Here is a 12,116-nt window from a genome sequence, read left to right on the forward strand (position 1 = left end):
GCGCTTTCGTCCGACGCGACGGACCGGTCCGGGAGCGGTGCCGGACCGGTCCGCGCGTCGTCAGGGCCCCGGCGCTCAGCCCGAGACGGCCGACAGCACCCGGTAACCCGCCGCCGGCTCGCCGTCCCGCGGCTCGACGCCACCCACGGCGGTGACCGGGACCGGCGCCACCTGCTGGGCCCCGAGGACGGTCTGCGGGGTGCGGTCGACGCCGAAGCGGAAGACGTCGGGACGGGCGTAGTGGCCGGCCGAGTCGGCGAAGAACCGGGCGAAGGGGATGACCCCCAGGTCCAGGTCGGCGTAGAGGACGGCCTCGTCGTGCCGGTGCGGCTCGGACAGCCAGCGGCCGTCGGGTCCCATGAAGCCGGTCATCCCGCCGCCCACGGTGGGGGCGTCGGGGCCCTCGGGCACACCGAGCCGGTCCACGATCTCCTCGGACAGGCGGCCCTGGACGACGACCACGTAGGTCTGGGCGCAGATGGCGTGGGCGGCGGCGAGGGTCTGCGAGTAGTGGTCGAAGTTGCCGGCGTTGGGGTCGGCGTGGGTCGCGCTGATGGCCGGCCACGCGGCGACGTGGATCTGCTCGCCGAGCGTGGCGAGGGCGTACTTGTTCAGGTCCATGCTGTGCTCGAAGCAGATGAGCCCGCCGACCTTCGCGAAGCCGGTGTCGACCACGAAGACGTCGCGGCCGTCGCCCCGGCCCCACACCGTCCGCTCCGCGTTCGTGGGGACCAGCTTGCGGTGCCGGGCCACCAGGCGGCCCTCGGGGGAGTAGTAGGCCTGGGTGTTGTAGAGCGTGCCGCCGTCGCGCTCGTTCATGCCCATGACCACCCAGGTGCCGGCCTCCTTCGCGGCGGCGGCGAGGGTGTCCGAGGCGCGGCCGGGGAGGTCGACCGAGGCGGCGAACAGCTCGGCGAACAGCGGGGCGGCGTACTTGGCGGTGTGCGACCAGATCCAGCTCGGGTAGCCGGGCAGGTAGGTCTCGGGGAAGGCGACCAGCTGGGCGCCGTTGCGACCCGCCTCGACGATCAGCTCGGCCGCGCGGGCGACGCCGGCGTCGAGGTCGAGGAACGGAGCGGCGCCGTGGACGGCGGCCACGCGGACGACGGAGGGGGAGGAGGTCATGGCGCGGACGGTAGGGAGCACGCGGCCCGCGTTCTTGGACATCCGTGCACGGGTGCCCGGGAGCGCACGGCGTACGGTCGCTGTCCTCGGCCACACCGCGCACCCGCTCCTGACCTCCCTGGACGGCCCGTGACCCCACCCATCGACGAGGACCGCTTCGAGTCCGGGCCCGCGGGCGGCCCCGATTCGGTCGCCGGCTGGACGGCAGCCGCCTCGCGGATGCTGGTGCCGCTGCGGATGCGCAGCACCGCGGCGAACATCCACGGCCGGATGCGGATGCGCCGCTCCAGCGACGTGCGGCTGTGCCACCTGCAGGCCACCGCGCACACCGGAGTGCGCACCGGGGAGCTCGCCGGCGGGGCGGGGGCCGGCCACTACAAGGCCGCGGTCGCGCTGGCCGGCAGCGTGTCGGTCGGCCAGCACGGGCGGCGCTGCCGGCTCGCGCCGGGGCAGGTGGCGGTCTACGACACCTCGGAGCCCTACGAGGTGGGCAGCGAGCTGCCCTTCGGCGTCCTCATCGCCCTGCTGCCGCACGAGCTGGTGACCGTCTCCCGGGACCGGGTCGCCGCGGTCTCCGCGACGGTCATGGCCGGTGCCGCGGCCGAGCGGCTGGCCACCCGGCTGCTGGGCGGGACCCCGGACGGCGGGCTGCCCGGCGCGTTCGACCGGGCGGTCCGGGAGACCCCGCGCTCGCGGGCCGGTGCGGGGACCGGCGACGCGGACCTGGTGGCCCGCGGCCGCGAGGTGGTCGCCCGCCACCTGGACGACCCCGACCTCGGCCCGGAGCTGGTCGCGGCGGTCCTCGGGGTCTCGCGGCGGCGCCTCTACACCGCCTTCTCCGCCGAGGTCGGCCCGGTGGCCGCCTACGTCCGCGGTGAGCGGATGGCGCGGGCCCGCGACCTGCTGCTGGACCCGCGCCAGGGCCACCTCGGCGTCGCCGACGTCGCCGTGGCGGTCGGCTTCCCCGACCCGGCGCACTTCAGCCGGGTGTTCCGGGCGGCGCACGGCGTCCCGCCGCGGGTCTACCGCCGGCGGCACCGCGCCACCGGGAGCTGACCGGGAGCCGTCACCCCGGCGCCGCGCCCCGGCCGCGACTCTGGCGCAGCGGCCGGGGGCGGTCGTCGTCTCAGGTCTGCCGCGCCCGCCACTGCCGGACCCAGGCCCGGCCGTAGTCGTTGCCGTGCGGCGTGCGCAGGACCGTGTGGATGTGGAAGGTCTTCGGGGTGTCGTAGTCCAGGAAGACCCCGCAGTGGTGGTCGAGCTCGGCGATCAGCACCGGCGACTGGAGGCGGTAGTAGAAGACGTCGCCGGGGCGGTGCCCGCCGATCCAGGAGAACCAGGTCTGGTGGAGGTGGTCGTCGACCTCGCGCAGCCGCGCCGCGCGGGGGCCCTCGGGCAGCACCCGGACGAAGGTCTCGGCGATCCGCAACGCCAGGCGCCGGGCCTCCTCGGGCATCTCGGCGACCCGGACGCCCTCGACCGGGATGACCCGGTTGTCCTGGAAGGCGCCGGCCAGGTGCCGCTCGTCGCCGGGGTGGACCCGGCCCGGCGGCATCGCCGGGTCGACCATCTGCTCGTAGACGGTGGCTGCCCGCCGCTGGTCGGGGTCCAGGGCCGCCATGAGCGCGGTGCCCAGGTCGATCCGCTCGGCGAACGGGCCGCTCAGCCCGGCGTGGGGCCCCTCGTCGATCTCGTCGGGCTCGGCGCCCAGGAACACGGGGGAGACCACCATCCGGCCCTCGACCACCAGGCAGTTGACCGCGCAGTGGTGGCCGTAGAGCTGCCAGCCCCAGGGGGCCCGCAGGTCCGGCTCGCCGTAGAGGGCGATGTTGTAGCTCCACTCGCCCAGCACCGTCGGGAGGTCGACGACGTCGCCGAGGAAGCCGTTGATGAGCATCATCGCGTGGGCCAGCTCGAAGCCCTCCGGCGAGAGCGAGGCGCGCACCAGCGCCAGTGCCGCCTCCCGCACCTCCGGCGGTTGGAACTCCAGCCGCAGCCCGGTGTCGAACTGCATGAACTCCGGGTTGGCCCAGGTCTGCCACTCGACGGCGTCCACGGCGAAGGAGATGCGCTCGCGGCCCTCGTCGTCCAGGGCGGCCAGCAGGTCCCGCGCGGCGGCGACCATCGCCTCGACCGGCGCCTCCTCGCCCGGCCGCGGGGGCTCCAGCGGGTACAGGCCCTCGCGGAGGGTGCCGTCCTCGGTGACGCCGCGGAACTCGCTGCGGTAGAGCGGCGTCCAGCCCTCGACCAGCCCGCCGGTGAAGGTGCCGGGGGTCCGGGCGTGCTCGCGGTAGGTGTAGGGGTCCATGCCGCGGACCTCGGCCAGCCGCGGGTGGTCGTGCGGGAACAGGTACTGGCGGAACTCACCGGACACGGGTTCAGGCCTCCTTCCGCCGGGTGTCGTTGCCGACGACGGTGTTGCGCAGGACGCCGAGCCGCTCGACCTCGACCTCGACCTCGTCACCGGGCTGCAGCAGCCACGGGGGCGTGCGGGCGTAACCGACGCCCGACGGGGTGCCGGTGGCCAGCAGGTCACCGGGCCGCAGGGTGAAGGTGCGGGAGATCAGGGCGAGCGTGTCGCCGACGGTGTAGACCATCTCGTCGGTGCGCCCGTCCTGGACGGTCTCGCCGTTGACCCGGGTCTGCACCCGCAGGCCCTCGCGCAGGTCGCCGACCTCGGCGGCGGGCACCAGCGGGCCCAGCGGGCCGGAGTTGTCGCCGTTCTTGCCGAGGATCCACTGGCTGGTGAGCTTCTGTGCCCGGCGCGAGGTGAGGTCGTTGAAGGTCGAGTAGCCGACGACGGCGGCCAGCGCCTCGTCCGGGGTCGCGTCGACCAGCGTGGCGCCCACGTACGCCACGACCTCACCCTCCCAGTCCAGCCCGTCCTCGTCGGCGGGCACCGGCACCTCGGCGCCGTCCACGGTGAGCGACTGGGTCCAGCGGGCGAACAGCGTCGGGTACGGCGGCAGCTCCTGGCCGGAGAACGAGCCCTCGGCGACGTGCTTGAGGTAGTTCAGCCCGATGCACACCACCCGGGCGCCGGGCAGCACGGGTGGCACCTGCTCCACGTCGCCGACCGGCAGCGTCGGGCCGCCGGGTTCCCGGCTCAGGTGGGCGGCGGCGTCGGCCCAGAACTCCTCCAGCGGCGCGACGACGGTCACCGACCCGCCGTCGTCCGACAGCGACGCCACCTCGACACCGGCACCGTCCGGCCGCCGGATGCCCACGATCCTCATGCGTCGTCCTCTCCTCGTTCCTCTGGGGACGCGTCTCGCGCGTCCTCGTGCCACCCGCAGGCTCGCACCAGGGCGGCAGCGGCGGCGCCCGGGTCCCCGCCGCGCCACGCGACGTGCTGGTCGGGACGCACCAGGAGCAGCGGCGCGCCCCAGGTGTCCCGCAGCGGCGCGGCGCCGGGCGGGACGTCGTCGTCCCCGAGCCGGACGACGGTCAGCGGGATGCCCCGGTCGGCGGCGGCGCGCCGCACCGGCTCGACGTCGGTGTCGGCCAGGGCGAGCACGGTGAAACCCCGGCCGAGCAGGTCGTACACCGAGCGGTCGCCGCTCAGCCACCGGTGGGGCAGCAGGCAGCCGGGACGGGCCGACGGCGTGTAGCGCACCGGGTCGTCGACCGGCGGCGCGCTGCCGTCGTCGGAGACCAGCGGCGAGTCCGCGTACTGGTACCCCAGCACCAGGCCCAGCGAGGAGAACTCGCTCTCCTTGACCTGCAGCGCCTCCGCGGTCTCCTTGCGCAGCAGGTCGGCCTCGGCGCCGTCCGCGCCCAGCCGGGGGTCGGCGAAGTGGTGCGCGAGCGCGCGGTCGTTGGCGCCGGCGTCGGCGATGGTGCGCGCGGCGACCGGTCGGCGCTCGGCCTCGTAGCTCGGGAGCAGGTCCGGCCCGCCCCAGCCCTGCAGGACGGCGGCGGCCTTCCACCCGGCGTTGACGGCGTCGCCGACGCAGGTGTTGAAGCCGTGCCCGCCCCACGGCGGGTTCAGGTGCGCGGCGTCGCCCACGAGCAGGACGCGGCCGGTCCCGTAGGAGTCGGCCAGCAGCATCCGGGCCACCCACGGGTCGGTGGCGACGACCTCGACGTCGACCGGCTCGCCGACCAGGGCGTGCACGAGCGCCACCGGGTCGACGTCGCCGGCGGTGCGGACGTCGACGCCCTGGACGATGGCCCACCAGGTGTCACCGAGGTCCAGCCGGCCGACGATGCCGGCCGCACCGGGGGCCATCACCCAGGAGTGGACGGCGTTCCGGTGGGGCACCCGATCGGCCAGGCCCGGCGCGCGGAACAGGATGCTGAGGTTGGGCTTCTCCCCGGAGGAGCCCTCGTAGGCGGCGCCGACCGCGCCGCGCACCACGCTGCCGCCGCCGTCCGCGCCGAGCACGAGGTCGGCGCGGACCGTGCGGGTGGCGCCGTCCGCGCCGGCGACGGTGACCTCCACCCCGTCGTCGTCCTGCCGGACGCCGGTGACCCGGGAGCCGGTCTCCAGCCGGGCGTGCGCCGAGCCGGTCACCGCCGCGCGCAGGACCTCCTCGATCACCGGCTGGGGCACCTGCTGGCCCACCTCGGGGGACCACTCCTGCGGCTCGCTGTGGAGCTGGAAGGCGTGCTCGAAGCGGCGCACCTCGTGACCGAGCAGCGTGGAGCAGAAGACGACGTCCTGGGCCCAGTCCACGGGGAGCGGGGCGGCGGCCCGCAGCCGGTCGGCCAGGCCCCAGCGCCGCAGGTGGGTCATGGTGCGGGCGTTGGTGGTCTTCGCCCGGGGGCGCAGCGGGTCGACCGTGACGCGGAGCTCGACGACGAGGCTCGCGACCCCGTGGCCGTCCAGCTCCAGCGCCGCGGCCAGGCCGGCCGGGCCGCCGCCGACCACGACGACGGGCACGTGCTCGACGGTCGCGGTGTCCGGGGTGGTGGTCATGCGGCACCTTCCATCTGCGCGGGGCGGGCAGCGGCGACCTGCGCGCCGCCGGGGGTGGTGGCGCGGTCGCGGCGGGGGAGCGGCGCCATGGCGAGGGCGCCCAGGAGGGCGGGACCGGCGAAGGCCAGGCAGCCGGCCGCCACGGCGCTCCCGGCTCCCACGAAGGCGGCGCCGTAGGTCGGGCCGGCGATCGCCCCGAGCCGGCCGATGCCCAGCGCCCAGCCCAGCCCGGTGGCGCGGGCGGCGGCGGGGTAGTAGCCGGCCACGTGGTCGTTCAGCATGTTCTGCGTACCCAGGCCGCCGAAGCCGGCCAGCGCCACCAGGACCAGCGCGACGCCGGTGGGGGGTGTGGTGGCGATGACGAGCAGGGCGACCGCCGCGGCGGCGAAGCCGGTGAGCACCATCGCCTTGGCCCCCACCCGCTCGGCCAGCGCGGCGGCGATCAGGGTGCCCACCACCGCGCCGGCGCTGTAGAGCAGCAGGAAGCCGATCGCCGAGCTCACGCCGTAGCCGGCGCTGCGCATGATCTGCGGCAGCCAGGTGCTCACGCCGAAGACGGTGAGCAGGCTGCACACGTTGACCAGCCAGATCCCGACCGTCACCGGGCCGCGGCCGTCGGCGAACAGTGCGCCGACGGGGGAACGGCGCCCCGCCTGGGTGGTGGCCGGGGCGGGCAGCCCGAACCGCGCGGCGATGCGGTCGGCCTCGTCGGCCCGGCCGCGGGCGCGCAGGAAGGCCGGGGACTCGGGCAGCAGCCACAGCGCGACGGGGACGAGCACGAGAGGCAGCACGCCCAGCCCGTAGACCCAGCGGAACCCGCCGTCGGCCACGGTGGCCACGGCGACCCCCGAGGCCAGCAGGCCGCCCAGCGGCGGCCCGGTGAGGACCGCGCCGATGATCCGCGAGCGTCGCCCGGGGGCGGCGAACTCGCTGGTCAGCGCCACCGCGGTCGGCAGCAGGCCGCCGATGCCCAGGCCGGCGACGAACCGGCAGGCCGCGAAGGTGCCGAACGACGGGGCCAGCGCGCAGGCGAGCATGGCCAGGGAGAAGACGGCGATCGACGTGACGAACAGCCGGCGCCGACCGAGCAGGTCGGTGAGCGTGCCGGCCACGAGGGAGCCGCAGAGCACCCCGACGAGGGCCAGGCTCGCCACGGCGCCGGCTCCCCCGGGCGTCACGCCCCAGCCGGGCTCGGTGAGCAGGCCGGGGACCGTCGCGCCGTAGGAGAACAGGTCGTACCCGTCGGCGATGAGCGCCAGCCAGCACAGCAGCGGTACGAGGACCGCGGCGCGGCGGGCGGGGCGCGCGGGGGCGAGATCGTCCATGGAGGTCTCCGGATCTGAGGGGATCGGGCTCGGGGCTGGGGCCTCGCGCCGGTCCGGGGAGGAGCCCCGGGGGCGCGTGCCGGGCCTGCTCCCACCCTGGGTGACGCCGGTCACGTCGTCCGAGGGCCGTGCCACTCAATGGCAGACGAGCCTGCGGCCGGGATCAGGTTCCGAGCCGGTCCCGGAGGAAGGCCGTCGTCCGGGCGAGCGCGTCGCGGGCGGCGTCGGGGGCGCCGAGCCACATGTGGTCCGCGCCGGGGTGGGTGTGCAGCTCGACGTCGGCGCCGGCGGCGCGCAGCGCGTCGGCCAGCCGCTCGCTCTGCACCGCCGGGACGAACCGGTCGGCCTGCCCGTGCAGCAGGAGGAACGGCGGGGCGCCGGGGGAGACGTGCGTGACGGGGCTGGCCTGCGCGGCGGCGTCCGGGGCCGCGGCCGGCGGGGCGCCGAGGAGCTGGGCCTCGCGGGAGGTGGCGTCCCGCGGGTCGGCACCGGCGTCGGCGGCGAACCCGGTCAGGTCGGTGGGCGGGTACCAGGCGGCGACGGCGACGACCGCCGACGACGGGCCGGTCAGCCCGACGTCCCCCGCCAGGGCCGCGTCGTCGCCCGTCAGGCCGAGCAGCGCGGCGAGGTGGCCGCCGGCCGACTCGCCCCAGGCGGCGACGCGGTCGCCGTCGACGCCCAGGTCACCGGCGCGGGCCCGCAGCCAGCGGACGGCGGCCTTCGCGTCGTGCAGCTGTGCCGGCCACACCGCCTCACCGGAGAGCCGGTAGTCGACGCTGGCGACGGCGATGCCGGCCTGCGCCACCTGCTCGAACAGTGACGGGCCGGGGAACGCCGGGCCGGCCGACCGCCGGCTGCCCAGCCGCCAGCCGCCGCCGTGCAGGAAGACGACGGCCGGAGCCGGGCCCTCCCCGGCCGGGAGGTACAGGTCCAGCTCGAGCGGTCGGATCCCGGGGATCGCCGCGTACGGGACGCCGGGCAGGACGCGGGTGCCGCCGGGGCCGGGCGCCGGGCGCGGGAGGGGCGCCTCGTGCGCCGGCGGGGGGAGGGGCAGGGCGGGGGTGGGCACGGCGCCCCTCAGGAGTCGCGCCGGGCGTCGTCCCACCGGAAGTCCGGCATGAACTGCATGTCGTGCTGCTGCGCCGCGGCCCGCATGCGGGGGAAGTCCGGGACGAACGGCACCTGGTCGGCCGTGGGGGAGTCGGTCGGGGTGCCCATGTGCTGGAAGAAGCGCTCGAAGCCGCCGGTGAGGACGCCCATCATCCGGGCGGCCTCCTCGATCTGGTAGGCGTGCGCGACCCCGGCCGGCACGTAGCCGAAGTCGCCGGCGGTGAGCAGCTTGGTGGTCCTGGTGCCCGCGGCGTCCTCGAAGAACAGCCGGACCCTGCCCTCGAGCACGTAGAACGTCTCGTGGGTGGCGTTGTGCGAGTGCGTGGGGATGACGTCCCCGGCCGGCGACTCGCTCACGATGACGCCGAACTGGCCCTCGGTCTCGTCGCCGGAGACCAGCACGGTGAACAGGTCGGTGAAGAGCATCGCGTGCTCGCCCTCGCCGCGGCGGAGCACGTAGGGCTCCGGCTTGCCGGGCAGGAGGCCCTTCCACTGCGGGCCCCTCGCGGGGTCGATCAGGTACTCGAAGCTCATGCGTGCTCCCGGGCCGGGTCGGCGGTGACCGTCCGAGCATGGGTGACCGGTGCCACCGCAGCCCACTGGGCTGCCATTGGGTGGCAGACCTCTCGCGGTGCGGTCTGCCACCATGGCGGCGTGACCGCCGACGACGCCGGTCCGCGGCCGGTCGCCCGCGGCAAGCGGCCGCCGCACGGGGACCCCGTGGTCGACCGCGCCCTGGGCCTGCTGGCCGCCTTCGACCCGGCGCACCGCCGGCTGACCCTGTCCGACCTCAGCCGGCGCGGAGGCGTTCCGCTGAGCACCGGCCGGCGGCTGGCCGAGCGGCTCGTCGCCTGGGGTGCCCTCGAGCGTGGGGCGGACGGCGACTACGTCGTCGGCCTGCGGCTGTGGGAGGTGGCCTCGCTGGCGCCGCGCGGCCACGGCCTGCGCGAGGTCGCGATGCCCTACATGGAGGACCTCTACGAGGCCACCCGGCACCACGTGCTGCTCGCCGTCCTGGAGGGGGACCAGGCGCTCCTGGTCGAGCGCCGCTCGGGGCGGACGGCGGTACCCGTGGAGTACCGGGTCGGCGGCCGGCTGCCCCTGCCGATGACCGGCGTGGGCCTGGTCCTGCTCGCCCACGCCCCGAACGAGGTGCAGGAGCGGGCCCTCGCCGGGGAGGTCCCCGGGGACGCGGCCGACCCCGCGCCCGCCCCCGCGGCGCTGCGGCGCACCCTCGCCGAGGTGCGCCGGTCGGGCGTGGCCGTGATCAACCGGCGCCGGCCCGCCGCGGTGGTCTCGGTGGCCGCACCGGTCCGCGGCGAGGGGGACCGGGTGCTCGCCGCGCTGTCGATCGTCGTGCCCGCGGGCGGCACCTCCCCGAAGACCCTCGAGCCGGCCGTCCGGGCCGCGGCCCGCGCGGTGTCCCGCGGCCTGGGCGCCCCCACGGCCATGACCGTCCGGCCGCCGGCCGAGCGGTGACCGTCGGCGGCCGGACGGGACCTGGTGCTGCCGGTGCGGGCATGCTGGGCCGGTGACGACCCCGCCGGCCGCCGCGGCCCGACGCTCGTGGGTGGGCTGACGTGTCCTACGTGGCCCTCGGCAGCTCGTTCGCGGCCGGGCCGGGGATCGAGCCGGTGCTCGACCCCGGCTGCGGGCGCTCCGGCGCGAACTACCCGCGCCTGGTGGCCGAGCGGCTCGGCCTCGACCTGGTGGACGTCTCCTGCGGGGGCGCCACGCTCGACGCCGTCCTGCGGACCCCGCAGGTGCTGCTCGCCGGGGGCACCGTGCCGCCCCAGGTCGACGCCGTCGACGACCGGGCGGACCTCGTCACGGTCACCGTCGGGGGGAACGACGTCGAGTACCTGCTGACCATGCTGCGCTGCTCGTACCGCGTGGCGCCGGGCACCGCACCGGCCTCCGTGCGGGCGTACTTCGGGCTGCCGGTGGACCGCGCGGCCGTCGAGCGCGGGCTCGCCGGGCTGCCGGTGGCGCTGGCGGGGCTGGTCACCGCCGTGCGGGAGCGCGCACCCCGGGCCCGGGTGGTGCTCGTCGACTACCTCACCGTCCTGCCGCGGTCCGGCGGGTGCGCCGCGCTGCCCATGGTCGACGACGACCTCGCGTACTGCCGCGGCATCGCCGAGCAGCTGGAGGTGGCCACCGCGACCGCCGCCCGGGAGACCGGGGCGGACCTCGTACGGGCGTCGGCGGCCAGCCGGGACAACTCGGTCTGCTCCGCGGAGCCGTGGGTCACCGGGTGGGAGTTCGGCGACATCGCGGCCGGCGGGGTGGTGCCGTACCACCCGAACGCGGCCGGGATGCGCGCGGTCGCCGACCTGCTGACCGACCACCTGCGTCGCGCCTGACACCGTCACGTCGTCGCGGTCGCCGGCGACCTCCGACCGCTGCACTCGTCCTGGCGCTTCGCCGCGTTCCCTCGCGCCGATCACTCGAGCGCATGGTGCGGACGTCGGTGTCGAGCCCGCGTGCTGTTCTGTGGACGGTTCCGTGACCTGGGGATCCGTGCCGCGAGGGAGTGATCCCGGCGGTGGACTTCGAACGCCTGATCGAACCGCCGGGAGGTGTCCGTGGACCAGTCGACCGAGGCGCTGCCGGCCGCTGGACCACGGCCGCACCGTCCGCCTGGTCCCCCGCACCTGCGCCGCGCGGTGGAGGCCCGCGACGGCGGCTGTGTGCTCGCCGGGTGCGGGGCGCCGACCTGGTGGTGCGACGTGCACCACTTGATCGAGTGGATCCACGGCGGCGAGACCGGCCTGGAGAACTCCGCGCTGCTGTGCGAGCGGCACCACACCAGGGTCCACTCCGGGTTCCGGATCGAGCGACGGGCCGACGGCCGCTGGCGCACCCGGCGGCCCCGACGGCACCGAGATCCACACCGGCCTCCCCCTGCCCGCAGCAGCCTGAGACACCACTCGGTCACCGCTGCCCGAGTGCGTCGTCGGCCGCTGTGTCCCGTCGGGCAGGATCGCGGCGACCCGCACCCCACCTCGGAGGAGAACCGTGACCGTCGTCCCGCCGCCGCTCGAGCACGTGCTGCACCTCGAGGTGACCGTCGACCGGCCGATCGAGATCGGGTCGACGCCGGGCGGGCACCGGCGGGTCATCCCGATCACCGGCGGCACGGTGTCCGGGCCGCTGATGACCGGGCGGGTGCTCCCCGGCGGCGCGGACTTCCAGGTCATCCGCACCGAGACCGAGACGGTGGCCGAGGCCCGCTACGTCCTGGAGAGCGACGACGGCGAGCGTGTGTACGTCGAGAACCTGGGCCTGCGCACCGGCTCGGCCGAGGACGTCGCCCGGCTCCGCCAGGACCTCCCGGTCGACCCGGCGCGCATCTACTTCCGGTCCACGCCCCGCTTCGAGACCGACGTCCCCCGGCTGGCCACGCTGACCTCGCACGTCTTCGTCGGGTCGGGCGTGCGCCACCCCACCGCCGTCGTCTTCGACTTCTTCCGGGTCGGCTGAGCGGCGTCGGCAGGGGCGGGCTAGCTGTACTGACCAGAGACGTTGGTCGAGGGCGTGTGACGACACGATCTGACTGATCTTGTTCGGGGAGGACCTCCGGACGTGGAGTGGAGCTGCTGAAGGCGACCACTCACACGACCCGGAGGTCCTCG

General features: G+C 76.1%; 11 protein-coding genes and 1 pseudogene. 5 read left to right on the top strand and 7 right to left on the bottom strand.

Features of this window, described 5'->3' with window-relative positions:
• Positions 1-75: 75 nt before the first annotated feature.
• Positions 76-1,125 (bottom strand): carbon-nitrogen hydrolase family protein, encoded by a 1,050-nt coding sequence (locus ACI79I_RS23675; protein ID WP_456994908.1) that lies wholly within the window; start codon positions 1,123-1,125, stop codon positions 76-78.
• A 129-nt stretch (positions 1,126-1,254) separates the two neighbouring features.
• Here ACI79I_RS23675 and ACI79I_RS23680 point away from each other — a divergent pair, with 129 nt between their 5' ends.
• Positions 1,255-2,181 carry an AraC family transcriptional regulator gene (locus ACI79I_RS23680; RefSeq protein WP_456994910.1) on the top strand — a complete coding sequence of 309 codons (927 nt, stop codon included), beginning with the start codon at positions 1,255-1,257 and terminating at the stop codon, positions 2,179-2,181.
• Positions 2,182-2,251: 70 nt separating this feature from the next.
• Here ACI79I_RS23680 and ACI79I_RS23685 read toward each other — a convergent pair whose 3' ends face one another.
• From ACI79I_RS23685 to ACI79I_RS23710, 6 genes are all read right to left on the bottom strand, one after another.
• On the bottom strand, positions 2,252-3,499 hold the full coding sequence (locus ACI79I_RS23685; RefSeq protein ID WP_456994912.1) for a DUF3500 domain-containing protein: 1,248 nt from the start codon (positions 3,497-3,499) through the stop codon (positions 2,252-2,254).
• A 4-nt stretch (positions 3,500-3,503) separates the two neighbouring features.
• Positions 3,504-4,361 (bottom strand): fumarylacetoacetate hydrolase family protein, encoded by an 858-nt coding sequence (locus tag ACI79I_RS23690; protein ID WP_456994914.1) that lies wholly within the window; start codon positions 4,359-4,361, stop codon positions 3,504-3,506.
• On the bottom strand, positions 4,358-6,046 hold the full coding sequence (locus tag ACI79I_RS23695) for an FAD-dependent monooxygenase (RefSeq protein WP_456994916.1): 1,689 nt from the start codon (positions 6,044-6,046) through the stop codon (positions 4,358-4,360). The genes ACI79I_RS23690 and ACI79I_RS23695 overlap by 4 nt, the downstream gene beginning before the upstream one ends.
• Positions 6,043-7,371: an MFS transporter gene (locus ACI79I_RS23700; RefSeq protein ID WP_456994918.1), complete on the bottom strand. Its 1,329-nt coding sequence runs from the start codon at positions 7,369-7,371 to the stop codon at positions 6,043-6,045. The genes ACI79I_RS23695 and ACI79I_RS23700 overlap by 4 nt, the downstream gene beginning before the upstream one ends.
• A gap of 163 nt (positions 7,372-7,534) precedes the next feature.
• Positions 7,535-8,440 (bottom strand): alpha/beta hydrolase fold domain-containing protein, encoded by a 906-nt coding sequence (locus ACI79I_RS23705; RefSeq protein WP_456994920.1) that lies wholly within the window; start codon positions 8,438-8,440, stop codon positions 7,535-7,537.
• A gap of 8 nt (positions 8,441-8,448) precedes the next feature.
• The gene (locus ACI79I_RS23710; RefSeq protein WP_456994922.1) at positions 8,449-9,015 is read right to left on the bottom strand and encodes a quercetin 2,3-dioxygenase; all 567 of its coding nucleotides are present in this window, start codon (positions 9,013-9,015) and stop codon (positions 8,449-8,451) included.
• 120 nt (positions 9,016-9,135) lie between these two features.
• Here ACI79I_RS23710 and ACI79I_RS23715 point away from each other — a divergent pair, with 120 nt between their 5' ends.
• From ACI79I_RS23715 to ACI79I_RS23730, 4 genes and pseudogenes are all read left to right on the top strand, one after another.
• On the top strand, positions 9,136-9,960 hold the full coding sequence (locus tag ACI79I_RS23715) for an IclR family transcriptional regulator (protein WP_456994924.1): 825 nt from the start codon (positions 9,136-9,138) through the stop codon (positions 9,958-9,960).
• A 101-nt stretch (positions 9,961-10,061) separates the two neighbouring features.
• The gene (locus ACI79I_RS23720) at positions 10,062-10,844 is read left to right on the top strand and encodes an SGNH/GDSL hydrolase family protein (protein ID WP_456994926.1); all 783 of its coding nucleotides are present in this window, start codon (positions 10,062-10,064) and stop codon (positions 10,842-10,844) included.
• A gap of 366 nt (positions 10,845-11,210) precedes the next feature.
• Positions 11,211-11,258: pseudogene (locus ACI79I_RS23725) on the top strand (hypothetical protein); the annotation flags it as partial.
• A gap of 241 nt (positions 11,259-11,499) precedes the next feature.
• The gene (locus ACI79I_RS23730; protein ID WP_456994928.1) at positions 11,500-11,964 is read left to right on the top strand and encodes a DUF3237 domain-containing protein; all 465 of its coding nucleotides are present in this window, start codon (positions 11,500-11,502) and stop codon (positions 11,962-11,964) included.
• Positions 11,965-12,116 lie beyond the last annotated feature (152 nt).

It is taken from the genome of Geodermatophilus sp. SYSU D01105 (genome assembly GCF_054050095.1).

Coding starts and splice junctions, on each gene's coding strand:
- ACI79I_RS23700 (WP_456994918.1), bottom strand. CDS start 7,371: ATGGACGATCTCGCCCCCGCGCGCCCCGCCCGCCGCGCCGCGGTCCTC.
- ACI79I_RS23710 (WP_456994922.1), bottom strand. CDS start 9,015: ATGAGCTTCGAGTACCTGATCGACCCCGCGAGGGGCCCGCAGTGGAAG.
- ACI79I_RS23695 (WP_456994916.1), bottom strand. CDS start 6,046: ATGACCACCACCCCGGACACCGCGACCGTCGAGCACGTGCCCGTCGTC.
- ACI79I_RS23675 (WP_456994908.1), bottom strand. CDS start 1,125: ATGACCTCCTCCCCCTCCGTCGTCCGCGTGGCCGCCGTCCACGGCGCC.
- ACI79I_RS23690 (WP_456994914.1), bottom strand. CDS start 4,361: ATGAGGATCGTGGGCATCCGGCGGCCGGACGGTGCCGGTGTCGAGGTG.